Source organism: Paramicrobacterium salitolerans (assembly GCF_051513965.1).
In the GTDB taxonomy this organism is placed as follows: Bacteria; Actinomycetota; Actinomycetes; order Actinomycetales; family Microbacteriaceae; genus Paramicrobacterium.
Genome location: NZ_CP195847.1, coordinates 1614096 through 1635808 on the forward strand (window position 1 = coordinate 1614096; position 21713 = coordinate 1635808).

The 21713-nt window shown below is 60.7% G+C and carries 17 protein-coding genes and 3 rRNA genes; all 20 read right to left on the reverse strand.

What is annotated here, in order from left to right; genetic code table 11:
* Positions 1-3: 3 nt before the first annotated feature.
* A complete protein-coding gene (gene der / locus ACSAGD_RS07700; protein ID WP_437582135.1) occupies positions 4-1518 on the reverse strand; it encodes a ribosome biogenesis GTPase Der in 1515 nt (504 codons plus the stop codon).
* Positions 1511-2191 (reverse strand): (d)CMP kinase, encoded by a 681-nt coding sequence (gene cmk / locus ACSAGD_RS07705; RefSeq protein WP_437582136.1) that lies wholly within the window; start codon positions 2189-2191, stop codon positions 1511-1513. Before cmk ends, der begins: the two co-directional genes overlap by 8 nt.
* Positions 2192-2193: 2 nt before the next feature.
* Complete coding sequence (locus ACSAGD_RS07710) at positions 2194-3285, reverse strand: prephenate dehydrogenase (RefSeq protein WP_437585141.1); 1092 nt, start codon at positions 3283-3285, stop codon at positions 2194-2196.
* Between the two features lie 23 nt (positions 3286-3308).
* Positions 3309-4175, reverse strand: coding sequence for a pseudouridine synthase (locus ACSAGD_RS07715; RefSeq protein ID WP_437582137.1), 867 nt, complete (start codon positions 4173-4175; stop codon positions 3309-3311).
* Positions 4162-4779, reverse strand: a complete 618-nt coding sequence (gene scpB / locus ACSAGD_RS07720; RefSeq protein ID WP_437582138.1) for an SMC-Scp complex subunit ScpB — start codon at positions 4777-4779, stop codon at positions 4162-4164. Before scpB ends, ACSAGD_RS07715 begins: the two co-directional genes overlap by 14 nt.
* Before the next feature lie 7 nt (positions 4780-4786).
* Positions 4787-5632 carry a segregation and condensation protein A gene (locus ACSAGD_RS07725; RefSeq protein ID WP_437582139.1) on the reverse strand — a complete coding sequence of 282 codons (846 nt, stop codon included), beginning with the start codon at positions 5630-5632 and terminating at the stop codon, positions 4787-4789.
* Entirely contained in the window at positions 5616-6512 is an 897-nt protein-coding gene (locus ACSAGD_RS07730; protein WP_437582140.1) for a ParA family protein, read from the reverse strand. The genes ACSAGD_RS07725 and ACSAGD_RS07730 overlap by 17 nt, the downstream gene beginning before the upstream one ends.
* A 73-nt stretch (positions 6513-6585) precedes the next feature.
* On the reverse strand, positions 6586-7500 hold the full coding sequence (gene xerD / locus ACSAGD_RS07735) for a site-specific tyrosine recombinase XerD (protein ID WP_437582141.1): 915 nt from the start codon (positions 7498-7500) through the stop codon (positions 6586-6588).
* Positions 7497-8138 (reverse strand): NUDIX domain-containing protein, encoded by a 642-nt coding sequence (locus tag ACSAGD_RS07740; RefSeq protein WP_437582142.1) that lies wholly within the window; start codon positions 8136-8138, stop codon positions 7497-7499. The genes xerD and ACSAGD_RS07740 overlap by 4 nt, the downstream gene beginning before the upstream one ends.
* Complete coding sequence (locus tag ACSAGD_RS07745) at positions 8135-9835, reverse strand: CTP synthase (RefSeq protein ID WP_437582143.1); 1701 nt, start codon at positions 9833-9835, stop codon at positions 8135-8137. The genes ACSAGD_RS07740 and ACSAGD_RS07745 overlap by 4 nt, the downstream gene beginning before the upstream one ends.
* A 6-nt stretch (positions 9836-9841) precedes the next feature.
* Positions 9842-11563 carry a DNA repair protein RecN gene (gene recN / locus ACSAGD_RS07750; RefSeq protein ID WP_437582144.1) on the reverse strand — a complete coding sequence of 574 codons (1722 nt, stop codon included), beginning with the start codon at positions 11561-11563 and terminating at the stop codon, positions 9842-9844.
* Positions 11560-12465, reverse strand: coding sequence for an NAD kinase (locus tag ACSAGD_RS07755; protein WP_437582145.1), 906 nt, complete (start codon positions 12463-12465; stop codon positions 11560-11562). Before ACSAGD_RS07755 ends, recN begins: the two co-directional genes overlap by 4 nt.
* Entirely contained in the window at positions 12465-13241 is a 777-nt protein-coding gene (locus tag ACSAGD_RS07760) for a TlyA family RNA methyltransferase (RefSeq protein WP_437585142.1), read from the reverse strand. The genes ACSAGD_RS07755 and ACSAGD_RS07760 overlap by 1 nt, the downstream gene beginning before the upstream one ends.
* A gap of 23 nt (positions 13242-13264) precedes the next feature.
* A complete protein-coding gene (locus ACSAGD_RS07765) occupies positions 13265-13432 on the reverse strand; it encodes a hypothetical protein (RefSeq protein WP_437582146.1) in 168 nt (55 codons plus the stop codon).
* Between the two features lie 28 nt (positions 13433-13460).
* On the reverse strand, positions 13461-14474 hold the full coding sequence (locus tag ACSAGD_RS07770; protein WP_437582147.1) for an HAD-IIA family hydrolase: 1014 nt from the start codon (positions 14472-14474) through the stop codon (positions 13461-13463).
* A 4-nt stretch (positions 14475-14478) separates the two neighbouring features.
* Entirely contained in the window at positions 14479-15246 is a 768-nt protein-coding gene (locus tag ACSAGD_RS07775) for a hypothetical protein (RefSeq protein ID WP_437582148.1), read from the reverse strand.
* Positions 15247-15290: 44 nt separating this feature from the next.
* Positions 15291-15788 carry a hypothetical protein gene (locus ACSAGD_RS07780; RefSeq protein WP_437582149.1) on the reverse strand — a complete coding sequence of 166 codons (498 nt, stop codon included), beginning with the start codon at positions 15786-15788 and terminating at the stop codon, positions 15291-15293.
* A 384-nt stretch (positions 15789-16172) separates the two neighbouring features.
* A 5S ribosomal RNA gene (rrf, locus tag ACSAGD_RS07785) occupies positions 16173-16289 on the reverse strand.
* A 94-nt stretch (positions 16290-16383) separates the two neighbouring features.
* Positions 16384-19522, reverse strand: a 23S ribosomal RNA gene (locus ACSAGD_RS07790).
* A gap of 389 nt (positions 19523-19911) precedes the next feature.
* Positions 19912-21437, reverse strand: a 16S ribosomal RNA gene (locus tag ACSAGD_RS07795).
* The 16S, 23S and 5S rRNA genes sit together here, the layout of an rRNA operon.
* Between the last annotated feature and the right edge of the window lie 276 nt (positions 21438-21713).

The window sequence follows — 21713 nt, forward strand, 5'->3', positions numbered from 1 at the left end:
GCGTCATCGCTTACGACGTTCGCGCACCCGCATATTGATCACGATCGGGCTGCCCTCGAAGCCGTAGATCTCACGCAGTCGACGTTGGACGAAGCGGCGGTAGCCCGGATCGAGGAAGCCCGTCGTGAACAGCACGAATGTCGGAGGGCGACTTGACGCCTGTGTTCCGAACAGGATGCGCGGCTGCTTTCCGCCTCGCAGCGGATGCGGATGCTCGGCGACGAGCTCGGAGAGAAAGGCGTTGAACTTTCCGGTTGCGATGCGAGTGTCCCAGGACTCGAGTGCCGTCTCCAACGCTGGCACCAGCTTCTCAAGGTGACGCCCAGTCCGCGCAGAGATGTTCACGCGCGGCGCCCAGGAGACATGGCCAAGATCCTGTTCGATCTCACGCTCCAAGTAGCGGCGACGTTCATCGTCGAGAAGGTCCCATTTATTGAATGCGAGAACGAGAGCACGCCCTGACTCAAGGACCAGATCCACGATTCTGACGTCCTGCTCCGAGATCGGCTCGCTGACGTCGATGACGACGACCGCGACCTCGGCTTTCTCAACCGCAGCGCTTGTGCGCAGCGAAGCGTAGAAATCAGCGCCCTGCTGAAGGTGAACGCGACGACGGATGCCGGCCGTGTCCACGAACCGCCACACCTTGCCACCGATCTCGACCTGCTCGTCGACGGGATCCCGCGTCGTACCGGCGAGATCGTTGACCACGACGCGTTCTTCGCCCGCCGCTTTGTTCAGAAGGCTCGACTTGCCGACGTTGGGCTTGCCGACGATTGCGACACGCCGAGGTCCTCCGACCTCACGCTTCGCGACCGCCGAGACGTCGGGGAGCTTCTCAAGGACGAGGTCGAGGAGATCTGCGACGCCACGTCCGTGCAGTGCCGAGACCCCGTGAGGCTCGCCGAGACCCAGAGACCACAGTACCGCTGCATTGGGTTCTTGGCGAATGTCGTCGACTTTGTTCGCCACGAGGAAGACCGGCTTCTTCACCCGTCGGAGCAGCTTCACTACGTGCTCATCGGTGCTCGTCGCGCCAACGTTAGCGTCGACGACGAACAGGACCGCATCAGCGAGATCAATGGCGACCTCCGCCTGCGCGGCGACCGATGCATCGATCCCTTTGGCATCGGGCTCCCATCCGCCTGTGTCGACGACCGTGAACGGGCGACCGTTCCACTCGGCACGATAAGAAACTCTGTCTCGTGTCACACCGGGAGTGTCTTCGACGACGGCTTCGCGGCGGCCGAGGATGCGGTTGACGAGAGCTGACTTCCCAACGTTCGGCCTGCCGACAATCGCGACGACCGGAAGAGTGGGCAGATAGCGGATCTCTTCGGGGCCTGCAGTCGAGGCATCCAACACTTCAAGGTCAGCGTCATCGAGCTCATAGTCGTCGAGGCCCCGGCGCAGCGTGTCAGCGCGTTGAGTGACTGCGTCATCATCAAGCAAATCGAGATTCTCGACGAGATTGTCGTCGCTGCTGTACCCCTCGAAGTCAGGAGTCGAATCAGGCATGGGCGGTCCTTGCGATTTTCTGGGCGATCACATCGAGTACGGCGTCCACCGTGCGATCGAAGTTGAGGTCTGTTGAGTCGACGGTCACAACGCCGTCTGCCGCTGTCATGAAGTCCACGACACGTGAATCAGCGGCGTCGCGCTTGCGAAGCTGGTCGGCCACGTCACTCGATTTCTCAGTGGTCATCTCTGCGGAGCGCCTCGCCATTCTAACCTCTTCAGATGCAGTGAGAAGGATACGTGCCTGGGCATCCGGCGCGACCACGGTGGTGATATCACGCCCCTCGACGATGATTCCCTCTTTCGGGGCGGCCTTCATGATCGATCGGAACAGCTCATTCACGTGAGCGCGGATCTCGGGCACGCGCGCGACGGTGCTGACTACTGCAGACACCCGAGGCTCTCGAATCGCCTCCGTGATATCCGTATCGCCGACGGCGACGTAATACTCGTCAGGCTCGATTCCGATGCGGTAGTCCCAGTCGGGAAGCCGTTCGATAACTGCACTGGAATCACTCGGCGCGATACCGCGCTCGAGAACCCACCAGGCCAGTCCCCGATAGGCAGCGCCCGTGTCGAGATAGTTGTAGCCGAGCCGCCGCGCCGCCGCTTTGGACACGCTCGATTTACCCGACCCGGCCGGCCCGTCGACCGCCACTACGATTCTCGCCATGCTCACACACTCGCTATCCGCCAGCCGCGCACTTCGAGATCATCGATCGTGCGTTGCTTGACCTCCGGGAGGACGCTGATCTCCGCAAGCCCCACCGCTGTTCCCGGGGAATGCTCGAGGCGAAGGTCCTCCATGTTCACGTTGATCTCACCAAGCTCGGTGAGAAGTCTTCCGAGTTGACCCGGAGTATCGTCGACCATGACGACGATCTGGGCAAATCTACGGTCCTGTCCGTGCTTGCCCGGCAACCGAGACACGCCCACATTGCCCGCGGCAATCGCATCAGCGATACGTCGTCGTGCTCCGGGCGCCTCCGGTTCGCTCAACGCTTCGATCACCTCATCGAGGTCGTCCCGAAGCGCAGCAAGGATTTCCGTTACCGGACCGGCATTCGCCCCGAGGATCTGGACCCACAGTTCGGGCATGCTTGACGCGATGCGAACCGTGTCTCTGAGCCCTTGCCCTGTCAGTCTGAGAGCAGCATCGGGTGCGTCGACCAGCCGGGCAGCGAGGAGGCTCGCAGCCAGCTGCGGCACGTGCGAGACCAAGCCCACGGCTTCATCATGTTCGTCCGGGGTCATCTCAATCGGTATCGCACCGAGGTCGAGCGCCAGGTCTTCAACGATAGCGAGGGCGTGGCGCGGCGTCGACTCATCACGGCAGATCACCCACGGACGTCCAACGAACAGATCGGCTCGGGCAGAAATCGCTCCGCCCCTCTCACGCCCCGCCAGTGGATGAGAGCCGATGTAAAGTGCCAGATCCTGCCCCCGACTGAGCAGATCGAGGTACGGCTCCGCCTTCACACTGGCGACATCAGTCACAACAGCCCGTGGAAACCGCTTCAGTTCGGCGGAGACGACGTCTGCCACAACGTCAGGCGGAACCGCGACAATGATCAGGTCCGGGTCATCCGCGTCCGTCTCAGCTCGACCCGCACCGTAGTCGACTGCAAGTCGTCTCTGGGCCGGCGAGGCGTCCACCAGCGCAACATCGAGGCCATGGCCGGTGAGTGCGAGCCCGATGCTCGCGCCGAGGAGACCCGTGCCGACAACGCGCACCTGACCGTCGAGGCGGTTGCTGTTCTTAGACATGTCCACGAGCGGAGTTCGGTCGCTCACCGCTCTCCCTTCTTCCGCCGTCGGCCGGCGCTGCCGGATCTGCGTGCCGTGCCCGTCGCAGGACGCGGTGCCGTGCCTCGCCGAGGATGCTGCGACGTGACCGCCTGTGCTTCACGCGCGAGCGTCAGCAGCTTCCCGAGTTCTACCTTAGTGAGATCGCGCATCGCTCCTGATTTCAGGCCACCGAGCGTGAGTGGTCCAAAGCTCCGGCGAACAAGCTCGATGACGGGATGCCCGACAGCTGCCATCATGCGCCGAACGATTCGGTTCCGTCCGGAATGGAGCGTAATCTCCACCATGCTCGATGAGTCGCCCTTTCGATCGATGACTCGTACGCGGTCTGCGGCGATCGGTCCATCGTCGAGCTCGATTCCGCGAGTCAGATTCGCGACTGTCCTGGCCTCGACGCTGCCGCGGACCTTCGCAACATAGGTTTTCTGAACCCCGTACGACGGGTGCGCAAGAACATGCGCCACTTCTCCATCGTTGGTGAGGAGGAGAAGACCGCACGTCTCGACGTCGAGGCGCCCGACATTGAACAGACGCTCGCCCAGCTGATCGGTGAACTGGGTCAGGTCAGGACGACCCTGCTCATCTTTCATCGAGCTCACGACTCCACGGGGCTTGTTCAGCATCACGTATCGCTTGCTGGTGTCAAGCTGCACAGCGGAGCCGTCGACCGCCACTTCGTCGACGTCAGGGTCGATCCGGGTGCCGAGGACAGTCACGACCTGGCCATTGACACGTACACGTCCACTGGTGATGTACTCCTCGCACACGCGCCGAGAGGCGACACCCGCATTGGCGAGGGCTTTCTGCAGACGCACACTGCTCGGCGCGGTCGTCTCGTCACCGGAGGTCATCGTCGAATCCTTCCGAGCCGTCTGCGAGCAGCGGCGAGATCGGCGGCATCTCGTCGAGGGAGTTGATGCCAAGCTGTTCCAGGAGCAGATCTGTCGTGGCGTAGTTGATCGCACCCGTCTCGCTGTCAGTGAACGCCTCCGTGATGAGGCCTCGTCCAAGGAGAGTGCGCACCACGGAGTCCACGTTCACCGCTCGGATCGACGCGATCGCACCACGCGTGATGGGCTGCTTGTACGCGATCACGGCGAGGGTCTCGAGCGCGGCCTGAGAGAGTCTGCTCGGGTTCTGCTCGGTGACGTACGCGGCGACGACGTCGTCGTAGCGTGCGCGCACGTAGATGCGCCACCCGCCTCCGACCTCGCGCAGCTCGAAGCCACGCTCAATTCCTCCATGAACACCGTCATAGTCATCGACGAGCCGTTCGATGGCTGCGTGGACTTCGGACACCGGGCGGCCGAGAGCGGTGGCCAGTCCGACCAGACTCTGCGGCTCGTCCGCGACCATGAGGAGCGCTTCAATCGCACGGTCGAGATCGAGCGCGTTCAGCAGTTCAGGCGAAGCACCTTCATCGACGGCATCCTCCCCTGACCTGTCGTCGGTCATCGCACGCTCAGCCGTCATAGTCCGCCCCCAGATTCGCGAGGTTTTCGTCCGACCAATGTTCGCTCGCCCAACGCAGCGTGAGCTCCCCCAACGGCTCAAGCTGCTCGAAAGAGATCGCAGCATGTCGATAGAGCTCCAGAACCGCGATGAATCGCGCCACAACAATGCCCTTCTGGCCCGCACCGGCGATGAGCTGACGGAAGGTGACAGGTTCGCCCACACGAAGGACCCCCACCACATAGGCGGCCTGCTCCCGAATGCTCACGAGCGGTGCGTGCAGGTGATCGAGGCCGACGACAGGGATCTCCTTGGGCGTCAGTGCCAGAGTCGCGAGTGCCGCGAAGTCGTCGAGACTGATCGTCCACACGAGTTCGGGAGTCCTCGCGCGGAACTTTTGCTCGAGATGCACCGATCTCGGGTGGCGAGCGGCCTCCGCATCCAACTTCTGAGAGAACCAGCCGGCTACCTCCTTGAATGCGCGATACTGCAGCAATCGCGCAAACAGCAGATCTCTCGCTTCGAGGAGCGCTACGTCTTCGGCGTCGACCAGCTCCCCCTGAGGCAGAAGACCCGCGATCTTCAGATCCAGGAGCGTCGCCGCCACAACCAGAAACTCGGATGCCTGGTCAAGCTCTTTCTCAGTCTCGACATCCTTCAGATACGAAATGAACTCGTCCGTCACGGCGGACAGCGCAATCTCAGTGACATCCAACTCGTGCTTTGCGATCAGCGAGAGCAGCAGATCGAACGGCCCCTCGAAATTGCTCAGCGCAACGCGGAACCCGCCATCGTCGGAGGCATCCGTCTGGTCACTCTGGCGCTCGCGCGTCGGGGCCTCAGGCGACGTCACCACGAGCGACCAGCTCTCTCGCGAGCTGACGATACGCCTTCGCAGCCGCGTGCTCGGGGGCGAACTCCGTGATCGGCACGCCTGCGACCGAGGCATCCGGGAATTTCACCGTGCGACCGATCACGGTGTCGAGCACGTCGTCTCCGAAGGCATCCACGACTCGATCGAGCACCTCACGCGAGTGCAGAGTGCGCGCGTCGAACATTGTCGCAAGGATGCCGTCGAGCTGCAGTGCAGGATTTAGACGATCAGTCACCTTCTCGATCGTCTCGATCAGCAGAGCCACTCCGCGAAGTGCGAAGAACTCGCACTCAAGCGGAATCAGAACGCCATGAGCCGCTGTGAGAGCGTTCACGGTGAGTAGACCGAGCGACGGCTGGCAGTCGATCAGGATGACGTCATAGTCATTGGAAACGCTGCGGAGGACGCGCGCGAGGATCTGCTCTCGAGCGACCTCATTGACCAGATGAACCTCTGCCGCCGAGAGGTCGATGTTGGCGGGGATCACATCGAGCCCGTCCACACGGCTCGGCTTCACGGCGTCCCGAGGGTCGGCTTTGTTCGAGAGAAGGAGATCGTAGATCGTGAGGTCATCGTGCGTCTTCACCCCGAGACCTGCGGAAAGAGCACCCTGTGGATCGAAGTCGATGCACAGCACACGCCGACCGTACGCAGCGAGCGCCGCGCCAAGACTGATCGTCGTCGTCGTCTTGCCTACGCCGCCCTTCTGGTTGCAGAGCGCGATGATGCGTGCTGGCCCATGCCCTTTCAAGGGCTCGGGCTCAGGGAAGTCACGAAGCGGGCGACCGGTCGGACCGAGCTCGGAGTGCGACGCGGTCGCCGCTGTTGCGGTGTCGTCGGTGGTGGCCACGGCGTGCCTCATTCCCGTCTCTCGTGATGTGGTCGTGCTCGATTGTACCGGCGAGCACCTGCTCAGCCGCTCAGGCTGGCGGAACTCACTGATCTGCGCGGGCTCGGGGGTGGGCCTGAGAGTACATGTCACGCAACGTGTCAGCGGTCACGAGCGTGTAAATTTGCGTTGTCGCCACAGACGAATGGCCCAGGAGTTCCTGCACCACCCGCACGTCAGCGCCACCCTGCAGCAGGTGCGTGGCAAACGAATGCCGGAGGGTGTGGGGTGAGACATGCTCAGAGAGATTCGCCTTCTCCGCAGCGGCCCGGATGATCAGCCAGACGTTCTGACGAGAGAGTCGTCGCCCTCTGATCCCGAGAAAAAGCGCGGGCGTTGAGGTTCCCCGTGCCGACAGTGCCGGCCTTACGCGCACCAGATACTCGTCGAGCGCGGCACGCGCGTAGCTGCCGAGCGGCACGATCCGCTGCTTGTTCCCTTTGCCCGTCAACCGCACAATGTCCGTATCAATCACGTCGTCGACGTTGAGCGCGCATGCCTCCGACACTCGTGCCCCTGTCGCGTACAGGAGCTCAAGCAGAGCACGGTCCCGAATCGCTCGCGGGTCGTCGCCCGCAGCGGTTTGCAGCAGCGTCTCGACCTGGCTGATCGTGATGGCTTTCGGAAGCCGGCTCGGTTGCTTAGGAGGTACGACCTCCTTCGCCACATCGACGTCCACCCGCCCTTCCTCGAGAAGAAAGCGGTGGAACCCACGCACTGATGACAGAACACGCGCGATCGACGTCGGTGACAGCGGCCGCTCCACGCTCTCCGCAAGACTTCGAGCGAAAGCGGAGACGTGGGGGGAAGCTACCGTCTCGACATCATCGAACCCATTCGCCACGAGCCACTCTCTGTAGCGGGCGAGATCTCGTCGATACGCGGCGAGAGTATTGTCAGAGAGACCGCGTTCGATCCGCACGTGCCTGAGGAACGTGTCGACCTCACGCTCGAGGTTCACCCCTGCTCGCCTCGCCGGCGGAGTCGTGCCCATGGAACATCGGCTGGTTCGAGATCGGCCCACTCTCGCTGCCGAGCAATATATGTCGAGAGGATGCCCGTAACGAGCGAGGGGTTCTGCAGGCGACGCTCCCGCACAGCATCGACGGCCTCGTCCAGAGGCACCCATCTCTTCTCGATATCTGCCTCTTCGCCCTCACGATCGAAGCGCTCTCGCCGTTCGGAGATTCCCCGTGCGAGGTAGACACGGATCGCCTCGTCACTTGAACCTGGCGAGGTGTAGAACTCGGCGAGAAGCGACCATTCTGCAGCATCGAGGTCGGCTTCTTCAGCGAGCTCACGTTTTGCGGCATCGAGGGGATCTTCGCGATCGATGTCGAGCAGACCGGCTGGTATCTCCCAGAGTCGCGCTCGCACCGGATGACGATACTGGTTGATCAGAAGCACCCGGTCCTCGTCATCGATGGCAACGATCGATACCGCACCGGTGTGATCCATATACTCACGTGTCAGTGAGGACCCGTTGTATCGGAAGCTCTCGCGCCTGATATCCCAGACGTATCCCGCATACGCTGTCTCGCTCGCCTCGACCTCAGGCGAGAACCGCTCATCAACGAGTGGGCGCTGCTGGTCGCTCATTCGTCTCCCTCAGCCACCTCGTCATCAAACAGAAGGCTCGACTTGTGCCGATCAAGCGATGCGGCAACGAGTCCGGCGAAGAGCGGGTGAGCGTCGGTCGGCCGTGACCGCAGCTCAGGATGAGCCTGCGTCGCGACGTAGAACGGGTGCACGTCTCGCGGCAGCTCGACGTACTCGACGAGCTTGTCGTCGGGCGACGTTCCTGAGAATACGAGTCCGGCGTCGGCGATCTGCTCACGATATGCGTTGTTGACTTCGTAGCGGTGACGGTGGCGCTCAGACGCCTCACCTGCGCCATAGAGCTCGGCGACGATCGAGCCCTCGGCGAGCTTGGCCTGGTAGAGGCCGAGACGCATCGTGCCGCCCAGATCGCCCTCAGCGATGATCTCGATCTGCTCTGCCATGGTCGCAATAACCGGAAACTCAGTGTCCTCATCGAACTCGGTCGAACTCGCGCCAGCGAGACCTGCCTTGTTCCGTGCGTACTCGATCACCATGCACTGGAGTCCGAGGCAGAGCCCGAGGGTCGGGATTCCGTTCTCACGCGCATACGTAAGGGCTCCGAGCTTGCCCTCGATGCCACGGATGCCGAATCCGCCGGGCACGCAGATGCCGTCCACTTCAGCCAGCGCCTTCGCAGCGCCTTCCTGCGTTGAGCACTCGTCGGACGGAATCCACACGAGAGACACTGCGGCGTTATGAGCGAAGCCGCCGGCCTTGATTGCCTCGGTCACTGACAGGTAGGCGTCGGGCAGGTCGATGTACTTGCCGACGATGCCGATGGTGACCTCGTCCTTCGGATGATGCACGGCTTCGATCACGGTGTTCCAGCGCGTCCAGTCGACGTCGCCGGCGCTGAGATCGAGGGATCGCATGATGTACGCGTCCAGCCCCTGATCGTGAAGCGTCGACGGGATGTCGTAGATCGACGGCACGTCCACCGTATTCACCACGGCGCGCTCGTCCACGTCGCACATCAGTGCGATCTTGCGTTTGTTGCTCTCAGTCACGGGCCGGTCGCTTCGAAGAACGAGGGCGTCAGGCTGGATGCCGATGGAGCGAAGCGCTGCCACGGAGTGCTGCGTCGGCTTTGTCTTCTGCTCGCCGGATGCTCCCATGAATGGCACCAGGGACACATGAACGAAGAACACGTTGTCGCGCCCAAGCTCGTGACGCACCTGCCGTGCAGCCTCGATGAACGGCTGGGATTCGATGTCTCCGATCGTGCCGCCGACCTCAGTGATGATGACATCGGGCTTCGGCGTCTCGGTCGCCTGCAGTCTCATTCGGCGCTTGATCTCGTCGGTGATGTGAGGGATCACCTGAACGGTGTCGCCGAGGTACTCACCTCGGCGTTCCTTCTGGATCACCGTGGAGTAAACCTGTCCCGTGGTCACATTCGCGGCCTGCGTGAGGTTGATGTCGAGGAAGCGCTCATAATGCCCGATGTCGAGGTCAGTCTCCGCCCCGTCATCGGTCACAAACACCTCGCCGTGCTGAAACGGGTTCATCGTCCCAGGGTCGACGTTGAGATAAGGATCAAGCTTCTGCATCACAACGCGAAGCCCGCGTGCAGTGAGGAGATTTCCAAGGCTCGCCGCCGTGAGTCCCTTACCTAAAGAAGAAACGACACCGCCAGTCACAAAGATGTGCTTGGTCGTGCCGTTTGAGATACCCGCATCAGAATTGTTCGCCACGGGCTTCTATCCTACCACTCGTGAATCGGACTGAGCGAGCTCAAGGAGCTCTTCCGCGTGCGCGAGACCTGTGTCACTCTCGCTGAGGCCGGAGAGCAGACGCGCCATCTCCTCCGTGCGCTGCCGTCCATCCAACCGTGTGATGCTGGAGCGAGTGACGAATCCATCGCTCTCCTTGACCACTGTGAGGTGATTGCTCGCGAACGCCGCCACCTGTGCGAGATGGGTGACGACAATGACCTGCGCGTGCTCGGCGAGTCGGGCAAGTCGACGGCCGATCTCAATCGCTGCGGCACCTCCGACGCCGGCGTCGACCTCGTCGAAGACGTACGTTGGAACCGGATCGGATGCCGCAATCACAACCTCGATCGCCAGCATGACGCGAGAGAGTTCGCCACCCGAGGCTCCCTTCGCAAGCGGCCGAGGCCGTGATCCCGCATGCGGGCAGAGCAGAAAAGCGACCTCGTCTCTTCCGAAACGCGCATACTCGCCTCGGTCAGTGACCTCGATGACCACCGTCGCGTCCGGCATGGCCAGCGCAGTCAGCTCGTCGCTGATCCGAGCGCCGAGACGCTCCGCCGCGTTTCGGCGACGATCAGTCAGACGCTCGCTTGCTGATCGAAGCTGTTCCGCATCATCCTCAACGGCCTGGGTCAGTTCGTCGACTCGGTCTGAGTCACCGTCCAATTCGAGAAGCCTCGCGCTGCCTCGCTCAAGAGTGATGATGACGTCGTCGAGGCTCGGCCCATACTTGCGCATAAGCGTTGAGAGCAACGCGCGCCGCTCGTTAATCGCCTCCAGCTCATTGCTGCCGTCCGCATCGAGTGAGGCCAGGTAGCTCGAGAGCTCGCCGGCTGCCTCTGAGGCCGCGTAGCTTACGTTCGTGAGTTGCTCTGCAATCGGCGAAAGAGCATCGTCGATTGATGCGGCGCGTTCGACGGAGCGTCGGGCCGCGTCGAGGAGAGCAAGCACGTCGTCACCTTCGGCAAGCTCAGATGAGAGCGATTCGCGGGCAAGAGTCGCCGTGTTCCTCAGCTCCTCGACATTTGCGAGACGCTCTGCGGTTCGCGCGAGCTCGTCGTCTTCCCCTGGCTGCGGCGCCGCCTGTTCGATTTCGTCCATCGCGATGCGCAGCTCGTCGGCCTCGCGAGCTCGAGCCGCGCGATCGTGCATGAGCTCCTCGAGCTCACGTGTGTGGGACCGCCACCGCTCAAACACTTCGATGTACGCCGCAAGTACCTGATCGAAGTCGTCGCCTGCCGCGCGGTCCACAGCGTCTCGCTGGGCAGCCTGAGATTTCAGACGCAGCTGGTCGGATTGGCCGTGGACTGCCACGAGGTGTTCGCTCAGCTCGGTCAGTACGCCCACCGGGGCGCTGCGACCGCCAACCTGTGCGCGGCTCCGGCCCTCGGCAGTGACTGTGCGGCCGAGCGTGAGCTCAGCGAGACCATCGGAGCCGAAGCCGTCCACGTCTCCCCCGGCCTCACGCACTCGCTGCGCGACAGCTCCGTCCTCGGAAATCACCCAGCGACCATCGACTCGAGCGTTGGGCGCTCCGGACCGAACGGTGCCGGCATCGGCACGTCCGCCCAGAAGCAGGCCGAGCGCCGTCACGACCATGGTTTTGCCTGCGCCGGTCTCCCCCGTGATGGCGGTGAACCCGGTTCCGAGTGGCAATGTCGCCCCGGCGATGACACCGAGGTCTGAGATCTCGATTTCCTCGATCATGCGGCGGGCCCTCTCCACCCGCTGACTGGAAGATGGAATTTGCGGACGAGCCGGTCAGTGAATGGGCTGTCATGCAGCCGCGCGAGCAGCACCGGCTCAGCGGAACGTTCCGCGTTCACTCGCGACCCCGGCTCGAGGTCGTAAGTGCGTCGACCGTCGCACCATAGCACGCCGATGCCGTCGCTGCGCCCGAGAACGTCGATCGCGAGCGTGCAGTCGGGCGCAACCACAATGGGCTTCGCGAACAGCGCGTGAGCACTCAGCGGCACCAGAGTGATCGCCTCGACCGTTGGCCAGATCACCGGCCCTCCGGCTGAGAAGTTGTATGCGGTGGATCCCGTCGGCGTCGAGATGACCACTCCGTCGGCTCCGAACGAGACGAGCGGGCGCTGATCGACCTGAACGACGAGCTCGAGCATCCGCTCACGACTTGCTTTCTCCACGGTTGCTTCGTTGAGCGCCCAGGTCGAATAGACGACTTCGCCGCCCACTGTGACAGTGACGGTCAGCGTCATACGCTCTTCCACTGCGTAGTCGCGGTCGACCACCCGCTGCACGGCACTCCCGAGGTCATCCCGCTCGAGCTCGGCGAGGAAGCCGACGTGTCCGAGGTTCACGCCCAGCAGTGGCACTGCCCGGTCGCGAACAAGTTCGGCCGCACGGAGGATCGTGCCGTCCCCGCCCAGCACCATGACGAGTTCGAGTTCCGATGCTGTCGCTTCATCGAACGTCGACACTCCTGTCAAGTCAGCACCCGAGCGGGCAAGCTCGATGCGCTCGTCATCGATGAGGACGGGATGGATGCCGCTCTCGCGCAACTGCGAGATGACGTTCGCCGCGGCTTCGATCGAGTCCGCGCGCCCCGTGTGCGAGACGACCAGAATAGATCGGCTCTCGCTCATCAGCCACCTCCAGCTAAGTCGTGTGCGCGCTGCATCCATTCTGTCGGATGCGCGCCTCCTCGTGTGCGCATGTGGACAAGGTACTCTTCGTTGCCGTGAGTCCCGACAATGGGCGACAGCGCAAGCCCGCAGATTCCGAAGCCGCTGTCCCATGCGGACCACAGCACGGTCTCTAACGCATCGACGCGCAGCAGCGGATCTCGAACGATCCCTTCGCGCACCCCTGTGCGTCCAACCTCGAACTGCGGCTTCACGAGGAGGATGACGTCGGCGTCGTCGACGAGAGTGGCCCGCAGCGGCTCGAACACATAACGAAGCGAGATGAACGAGAGATCCCCAACGACCAGGTCGAGGCCCTCCGTCTGCCCGGCGACCGCGTTCAGCTTTGAGCGGGTGAGGTCGCGGACGTTGAAGCCCTCTACAGTGGTGACGCGTGGGTCTTCAGCGATTGCGGACGAGAGCTGCCCGTGGCCGACGTCAAGCGCGATCACTCGGCGCGCGCCGTGCTCAAGCAGCACTTGTGTGAAACCCCCAGTGGAGGCGCCAAGGTCCAGTGCTGTGCGTCCCGCGATGCAGATCTCGAATTCTGAGAGCGCTCCGATCAGTTTGTGCGCGCCCCTGCTCACGTAGTGATCCGCGCCTTCGACAACGATCGAGACGCCTGCGCTGACGGGAGTGGAGGGTTTGGTCGAAACGTGCCCATCGACCGTGACTTTGCCGCTCTTGATCAGCTCGACGGCAACCGCGCGCGATCGGGCGAGCCCTTCCGACACCATCACCGCGTCGAGCCGGTTGGGATTCACCGGGACGAAACCTCGCGGTCGCCGCCCTCCAGTACTCGGCTGAGCTCATCGTGGATCGCGCGGTAAGCGTTCGCACGCTCCGCGAGCGGACGCTCCTGGATCAGCTCGAGCCGCGACACGAGTTCGTCCGCGCCCGCGCTCTGAGATTCGCCTTCCTGAGTCACATCTCTAGATTACAAGCGCACACAGCGTTCATCTGTCGACGCGCTCTGAATACAGTCTCTCCGGAACGTTGAACCCAAAGATCTGGCGACCACTCGCCCAGATCACGGCGCTCGCTGCTCGCAATCTGTCGAGTGCGGAATCGCCTTCTCGGGCGACCTCGATATCCGTTCCGTTGCTGATGCGCACCACGCTGTCTCCAACGCGCGCTTGCGTCCCATCACGTGACAGATTCGTCACCGGGTACGGTTCGAAAAGATCACGAAGGTCGCTGACGATGAAGTCCGGCCGTTCATCAGTCCCAGCAGCGAGAACGTGCTTCGGCCGATCAACCCCGGTAAGGACAAGAAGAGAAGTCATACCAGCACGATTGGCGCCTGCGATGTCAGTGTCGAGGCGGTCGCCGATGAAGAGAGGATGCTGCGCCCCGAAGCGCTCCTGAGCCACCTCGAAGATCGGAACCTCGGGCTTGCCCGCGACCTCCGCAAGTCGACCCACAGCCGTATGCACTGCTGAGACCAGCGTTCCGTTGCCGGGCGCGATTCCGCGCTCGCGGGGAATCGTCCAATCCGTATTGGTCGCGATCCACGGGATGTCGTTGACCTCGCGATCATCCTGGAGTGCGAATGCTGCTTCGGCGAGCTGGTTCCAGTCGACTTCCGGGGCAAAGCCCTGCACCACAGCATCCGGGCCGTCTTCAGCGCGACGAGTAACGCGATACCCTGCTTTCGTAAGCTCGTCGATGAGACCCTCCCCGCCGACGACGAGAACCAGGGCGCCATCGCTCACGCGACCACGCAGAAGGCGAACTGCCGCTTGGGGACTCGTGATGACGTCTGAGGCTCTGACGCTGAGGCCGAAATCGGACAGCTGAGCCGCCACGGCCGCGTCGGTCCGTGAGGCATTGTTCGTGATGTACCCCACCCGAACAGATTCTGCGACTCGGTTGAGGCTATCGACAGCGTGGGGGATAGCGACCTGTCCCGCATAGACGACACCATCCAGATCTGCCAGAACAGCGTCGACGCCCTCGAGAGGATCCATAGTCCTAGTCTTCCTCAGACCCAGCACTCTGCTCTTCCTCCTCTGCGTCCGATTCTTGGCCGGCACCGTGCGCGGCATCTGGCGCACCACTCGCGTCTTCATCTGTCAACGCGCTCGACGAGTCGTCGGAGGGCTCATCACGAGCGGGGTCCTCACCGGGCGACTCTATAGTCTCTGAAACCACTACCACAGTCTCCCGCTCAGAATCGCGCTGCGCTTCGTCAAGGGCTCTCGCGGCCACCTCGGCACGGCGACGCCACGTAGCGGCGTCTGACTCACGGTGCAGTTCCTCGAGTACCTCCGCGTATGCATGGAAGAGGTCCGGGCTCCAGCTGTACGCGACATTCCCATCCAGCTGTTCGATCTGGAGCTCGCTCAGAGCAAGTTCAGGCTGAGACAAATCAAGCCGCGCCCCCGACATCGCGATTGCCAGAGTAACCTGAGATCCTTGACTCAGCGTCGTACGTTCAACAGAACGACCCAGCTCGAGAGCACGCTCCGGCCGCCCCATGCCGCGCTCGCTGTCCACCATGAGCGGAAGATGCTCGTCTGACCCGCTGATCCTCCGGTAGGTACGCAGCTCACGAAGTGCGAGTGCGAAGTCACCTGTCTGATAGGCGGTGATTGCGAGCGTTTCCCGGACAACTCCGATGCGGCCCGCTCTGCGTGATGCGCTGAGCGCGTGCTGATGAGCTTGCTCCGGGTCGTCATCGATGAGTCGCGCGACCATTGCGAGGTGCTTCGCCACCCATTCGGCGTTCTCCTTCGTCAATGCCTTGAGCTCGTTACGCGCGGAACGGTGAAGCTCGTTCTCGGTTACGTCATCCGGCAGCTCGGGATCCTCGTGATGTGGACGGACGGATCGCAGCTGCTGAGCACGGAGCTCCTGCTCAGTGAGCTCGCGGGCTTCCTCCTTCGCTCGGCGGTCGCCGCGTGCCGGCTTCCCCTCTCGAGTCCATAGTCTGTCATCCCGTCCACGTCCGTTCTCGCGACGAGGATTTCCACGACCGTCTCCCCTGCGGCGGTCTCCAGCGACGTTCCGGTCGCTTGCCCGCCCGCGCGACTCCACGGGCCGATATGGCCCCTTCTCCGGCGAACGATCGAAACGATCGCTCCGTTTGCCACTGCCGCGGACACTTCCGTCGCCGTACGACGAGCCGGCTCCTGCGCTGCGCTCGCGATCGTCACGGCGTCGACCGTGCCGCGCAACCTTCTTCTGATCCCATTCACGGCGGCCGTCGCGACCACGGCCGGCTTTCTGTCCAGAACTGTTGCTCGCTTTGGACCGAGGTTGGGTGGAGTCACGTCGACCATTCGAACGATCCCAATCGTCCCGGCGGACATCGCGGCGTCCTTTTGCCCCGCGATCGCCGGAGCTGCGCTGGACCCTGCGTTCACCGTTCCCACGCGACGAACCATCAGAATGGGAACGCTGACGGCGTCTCTCAGATGGACGGTCAGATTCGTCGGCGTCGGTCATATCAGGTCCTCCAGATCGGATGCGCATATTGAGTTTGACGGTCGTTGTACGACACAAACATTTTACGGGATGCGTCTGAGTCAACGGTGAGCGAGAAAGAGAGTCTGTACCGCGCGCGTTCCGTTGCGGCTTTTGGCGTGTGACCCGGTTTTGGTGGGTTAAATAGTTTGAGGCCGCCCCGGGGTGCGGGGTGGCCTCAAACTGTTTTATAAAGTTATGTCCGGCGGTGTCCTACTCTCCCACAGGGTCCCCCCTGCAGTACCATCGGCGCTGAGAGCCTTAGCTTCCGGGTTCGGAATGTGACCGGGCGTTTCCCTCTCGCTATGACCGCCGTAACAGTCTTTGACGCTATGAACACACATCGTGTGTTGTTTGGTTCTGACCGTGCGTCAGGAACCACAAAGTGGACGCGAACACGCAAGTGTTGTTGTTATCAAGTTATCGGCTTATTAGTACCAGTCAGCTACACACATTGCTGTGCTTCCACATCTGGCCTATCAACCCAGTCGTCTAGCTGGGAGCCTCTCCACCCACAAGGGGTGATGGAAATCTCATCTTGAGGCCGGCTTCCCGCTTAGATGCTTTCAGCGGTTATCCATCCCGAACGTAGCTAATCAGCGATGCCACTGGCGTGACAACTGACATACCAGAGGTTCGTCCAACCCGGTCCTCTCGTACTAGGGTCAGATCCTCTCAAATTTCCTGCGCGCGCAGCGGATAGGGACCGAACTGTCTCACGACGTTCTAAACCCAGCTCGCGTACCGCTTTAATGGGCGAACAGCCCAACCCTTGGGACCTACTCCAGCCCCAGGATGCGACGAGCCGACATCGAGGTGCCAAACCATGCCGTCGATATGGACTCTTGGGCAAGATCAGCCTGTTATCCCCGAGGTACCTTTTATCCGTTGAGCGACAGCGCTTCCACAAGCCACTGCCGGATCACTAGTCCCGACTTTCGTCCCTGCTCGACCTGTCAGTCTCACAGTCAAGCTCCCTTGTGCACTTACACTCGCCACCTGATTGCCAACCAGGTTGAGGGAACCTTTGGGCGCCTCCGTTACTCTTTAGGAGGCAACCGCCCCAGTTAAACTACCCACCAGGCACTGTCCCTGAACCGGATCACGGTTCGAAGTTAGATATCCAGAATGACCAGAGTGGTATTTCAACAACGACTCCACGAACACTGGCGTGCCCGCTTCAAAGTCTCCCACCTATCCTACACAAGCCACACCGAACACCAATACCAAGCTGTAGTAAAGGTCACGGGGTCTTTCCGTCCTGCTGCGCGTAACGAGCATCTTTACTCGTAATGCAATTTCGCCGAGTTCGTGGTTGAGACAGCTGGGAAGTCGTTACGCCATTCGTGCAGGTCGGAACTTACCCGACAAGGAATTTCGCTACCTTAGGATGGTTATAGTTACCACCGCCGTTTACTGGGGCTTAAATTCACAGCTTCACCCTCAAAGGGTTGACCGTTCCTCTTAACCTTCCAGCACCGGGCAGGCGTCAGTCCGTATACATCGTCTTGCGACTTGGCACGGACCTGTGTTTTTAGTAAACAGTCGCTTCCCACTGGTCTCTGCGGCCACCACACCCTTTCGGCGCAAGGCCTAATAAGTGGATGGCCCCCCTTCTCCCGAAGTTACGGGGGCATTTTGCCGAGTTCCTTAACCACGATTCTCTCGATCTCCTTAGTATTCTCTACCTGACCACCTGTGTCGGTTTGGGGTACGGGCAGCTAGAACCTCGCGTCGATGCTTTTCTCGGCAGCATAGGATCATCGGATCATACCCTTTACGGGTTCCCCTTCAGCTCTCAACCACATAGGAGACGGATTTGCCTATCTCCCGGCCTACAGCCTTGGCCTGGGACAACCATCGCCCAGGACCGACTACCTTCCTGCGTCACACCTGTTAACACGCTAGCCGCACCAGCACGGGGTCGAGCGTTCACCGAAACCATCCACACCCCCAAAAGGGGACGCTTCAAGAAACGGCTAGGACTCTTAGCACCACTGGATTAGCTCGGGCGGTTCTTCGCCGGTACGGGAATATCAACCCGTTGTCCATCGACTACGCCTGTCGGCCTCGCCTTAGGTCCCGACTTACCCAGGGCGGATTAACCTGGCCCTGGAACCCTTGGTCTTCCGGAGGACGGGTTTCTCACCCGTCTTTCGCTACTCATGCCTGCATTCTCACTCGTGTAGCCTCCACGGCTGGGTCACCCCGCCGCTTCACCGGCCACACGACGCTCTCCTACCCATCAACACACCTGAACCAACACCACAAGGGTGCGGCTTAGTTACCTATGTCAATGCCACAACTTCGGTGGCGTGCTTGAGCCCCGTTACATTGTCGGCGCGGAATCACTTGACCAGTGAGCTATTACGCACTCTTTCAAGGATGGCTGCTTCTAAGCCAACCTCCTGGTTGTCTCTGCAACTCCACATCCTTTCCCACTTAGCACGCGCTTAGGGACCTTAGATGGTGGTCTGGGTTGTTTCCCTCTCGACGATGAAGCTTATCCCCCACCGTCTCACTGCTGCGCTCTCACTTACCGGCATTCGGAGTTTGGCTGACGTCAGTAACCTGTTGAGGCCCATCGGCCATCCAGTAGCTCTACCTCCGGTAAGAAACACACAACGCTGCACCTAAATGCATTTCGGAGAGAACCAGCTATCACGAAGTTTGATTGGCCTTTCACCCCTATCCACAGCTCATCCCCTCCATTTTCAACTGAAGTGGGTTCGGCCCTCCACGACGTCTTACCGTCGCTTCAGCCTGGCCATGGATAGATCACTTCGCTTCGGGTCTAGAACACGCGACTCAACGCCCTATTCAGACTCGCTTTCGCTACGGCTACCCCACACGGGTTAACCTCGCCACGTATCACTAACTCGCAGGCTCATTCTTCAAAAGGCACGCTGTCACCCCAACAAGGAGGCTCCAACGGATTGTAAGCAAACGGTTTCAGGTACTATTTCACTCCCCTCCCGGGGTACTTTTCACCTTTCCCTCACGGTACTTGTCCGCTATCGGTCATCTGGGAGTATTTAGGCTTATCAGGTGGTCCTGACAGATTCACACGGGATTTCTCGGGCCCCGTGCTACTTGGGATACTTTCCACGCGATCACAGCATTTCGGCTACGGGGTTCGCACCCTCTCTGACCGGCCATTCAAAACCGTTCGCCTATACCATTCACAACGCCCACCACGTGTCAGCGTGATAAGGAAAGTCCCACAACCCCGACCATGCAACCCCTGACAGGTATCACACACAACCGGTTTAGCCTCCTCCGGGTTCGCTCGCCACTACTACCGGAATCACTATTGTTTTCTCTTCCTGTGGGTACTGAGATGTTTCACTTCCCCACGTTCCCTCTACCCGCCCTATACATTCAGACGGGAGTAACCAGGACACTCGAAAGCGCCTGACCAGGTTTCCCCATTCGGAAATCCTCGGATCAAAGCTCGTTTATCAGCTCCCCGAGGCTTATCGCAGATTACGACGTCCTTCTTCGGCTCCAGATGCCAAGGCATCCACCGTTTGCTCTTAGAAACTTGAAACAACATGAGCATGAATCAAAAAAATCAACAAAGAAAAATTGACCATGTTTAGGACACAAAAATGTGCCCAAAGATGCTCGCGTCCACTGTGTAGTTCTCAACGTACGGTCGGCACTCACCCTCACACGCACAAAACGCGCTCAGACAAGTCCAAGAAACCCGCAACCCCCACCACAACGGCAGGGAAAGCCCGGTCCCTCAGGACCCAATAACGTGCACGCCCCACACCACAAGACACAACCCTTTCCAACCAGAAAAACCGGCGTACTCAGACCACACCCCGCAGCACGGAGCCACATCAAATGTTCCACCCATGAGCTCACCAGCCACACACACTCGGCATGGAACTGGCACTCTGACAACCCAAACGAGCTGCAGTTGCTCCTTAGAAAGGAGGTGATCCAGCCGCACCTTCCGGTACGGCTACCTTGTTACGACTTAGTCCTAATTACCGGTCCCACCTTCGACAGCTCCCTCCCACAAGGGGTTAGGCCACCGGCTTCGGGTGTTACCGACTTTCATGACTTGACGGGCGGTGTGTACAAGGCCCGGGAACGTATTCACCGCAGCGTTGCTGATCTGCGATTACTAGCGACTCCGACTTCACGTAGTCGAGTTGCAGACTACGATCCGAACTGGGACCAGCTTTTTGGGATTCGCTCCACCTCACGGTATCGCCGCCCATTGTACTGGCCATTGTAGCATGCGTGAAGCCCAAGACATAAGGGGCATGATGATTTGACGTCATCCCCACCTTCCTCCGAGTTGACCCCGGCAGTATCCCATGAGTTCCCACCATAACGTGCTGGCAACATAGAACGAGGGTTGCGCTCGTTGCGGGACTTAACCCAACATCTCACGACACGAGCTGACGACAACCATGCACCACCTGTATACCGACCTTACGGGGCGACCATCTCTGGCCGTTTCCGGTATATGTCAAGCCTTGGTAAGGTTCTTCGCGTTGCATCGAATTAATCCGCATGCTCCGCCGCTTGTGCGGGCCCCCGTCAATTCCTTTGAGTTTTAGCCTTGCGGCCGTACTCCCCAGGCGGGGAACTTAATGCGTTAGCTGCGACACGGAGACCGTGGAAAGGCCCCCACATCTAGTTCCCAACGTTTACGGGGTGGACTACCAGGGTATCTAAGCCTGTTTGCTCCCCACCCTTTCGCTCCTCAGCGTCAGTAGCGGCCCAGAGATCTGCCTTCGCCATCGGTGTTCCTCCTGATATCTGCGCATTCCACCGCTACACCAGGAATTCCAATCTCCCCTACCGCACTCTAGTCTGCCCGTACCCACTGCAGGCCCGAGGTTGAGCCTCGGGATTTCACAGCAGACGCGACAAACCGCCTACGAGCTCTTTACGCCCAATAATTCCGGACAACGCTCGCACCCTACGTATTACCGCGGCTGCTGGCACGTAGTTAGCCGGTGCTTTTTCTGCAGGTACCGTCACAAAAGCTTCTTCCCTGCCAAAAGAGGTTTACAACCCGAAGGCCGTCATCCCCCACGCGGCGTTGCTGCATCAGGCTTTCGCCCATTGTGCAATATTCCCCACTGCTGCCTCCCGTAGGAGTCTGGGCCGTGTCTCAGTCCCAGTGTGGCCGGTCACCCTCTCAGGCCGGCTACCCGTCGTCGCCTTGGTAAGCCATTACCTCACCAACAAGCTGATAGGCCGCGAGTCCATCCCCAACCAGTAAACCCTTTCCACCCACAGACCATGCGGCCATGAGTCATATCCAGTATTAGACACCGTTTCCAGCGCTTATCCCAGAGTCAGGGGCAGGTTACTCACGTGTTACTCACCCGTTCGCCACTAATCCACAAGAGCAAGCTCCTGCTTCATCGTTCGACTTGCATGTGTTAAGCACGCCGCCAGCGTTCGTCCTGAGCCAGGATCAAACTCTCCGTAAATGCATAAACACTGACCAGCAAAACCAGCCAGCAAACATAAACACGCCCCCAACCAAAAAAGCCAGGAACACGAGTTCAACCATGACAAACAAACATCATTGCTGACATTCGCTATCAATCAATTTCAAAGGAATCTCAAACCCAGACATAAGCCCAGGCCGAGGTTCAAAAATTGGCATTTGACATGTGCACGCTATTGAGTTCTCAAGGACCAGACGCACCCGAACACCACCCCAACAAAAGGGCAACCGCTCGGAGCAACCTTGCTATCGTACC

What these genes read in the sequence shown, in the direction of transcription:
- der (WP_437582135.1), bottom strand. Translation starts at nt 1,518, where the DNA reads ATGCCTGATTCGACTCCTGACTTCGAGGGGTACAGCAGCGACGACAAT.
- ACSAGD_RS07780 (WP_437582149.1), bottom strand. Translation starts at nt 15,788, where the DNA reads ATGGTCGACGTGACTCCACCCAACCTCGGTCCAAAGCGAGCAACAGTT.
- ACSAGD_RS07710 (WP_437585141.1), bottom strand. Translation starts at nt 3,285, where the DNA reads ATGTCTAAGAACAGCAACCGCCTCGACGGTCAGGTGCGCGTTGTCGGC.
- ACSAGD_RS07715 (WP_437582137.1), bottom strand. Translation starts at nt 4,175, where the DNA reads ATGACCTCCGGTGACGAGACGACCGCGCCGAGCAGTGTGCGTCTGCAG.
- ACSAGD_RS07730 (WP_437582140.1), bottom strand. Translation starts at nt 6,512, where the DNA reads ATGAGGCACGCCGTGGCCACCACCGACGACACCGCAACAGCGGCGACC.
- ACSAGD_RS07760 (WP_437585142.1), bottom strand. Translation starts at nt 13,241, where the DNA reads ATGGTGTCGGAAGGGCTCGCCCGATCGCGCGCGGTTGCCGTCGAGCTG.
- ACSAGD_RS07770 (WP_437582147.1), bottom strand. Translation starts at nt 14,474, where the DNA reads ATGGATCCTCTCGAGGGCGTCGACGCTGTTCTGGCAGATCTGGATGGT.
- recN (WP_437582144.1), bottom strand. Translation starts at nt 11,563, where the DNA reads ATGATCGAGGAAATCGAGATCTCAGACCTCGGTGTCATCGCCGGGGCG.
- ACSAGD_RS07740 (WP_437582142.1), bottom strand. Translation starts at nt 8,138, where the DNA reads ATGAGCGACCAGCAGCGCCCACTCGTTGATGAGCGGTTCTCGCCTGAG.
- cmk (WP_437582136.1), bottom strand. Translation starts at nt 2,191, where the DNA reads ATGGCGAGAATCGTAGTGGCGGTCGACGGGCCGGCCGGGTCGGGTAAA.
- ACSAGD_RS07755 (WP_437582145.1), bottom strand. Translation starts at nt 12,465, where the DNA reads ATGAGCGAGAGCCGATCTATTCTGGTCGTCTCGCACACGGGGCGCGCG.
- scpB (WP_437582138.1), bottom strand. Translation starts at nt 4,779, where the DNA reads ATGACCGACGACAGGTCAGGGGAGGATGCCGTCGATGAAGGTGCTTCG.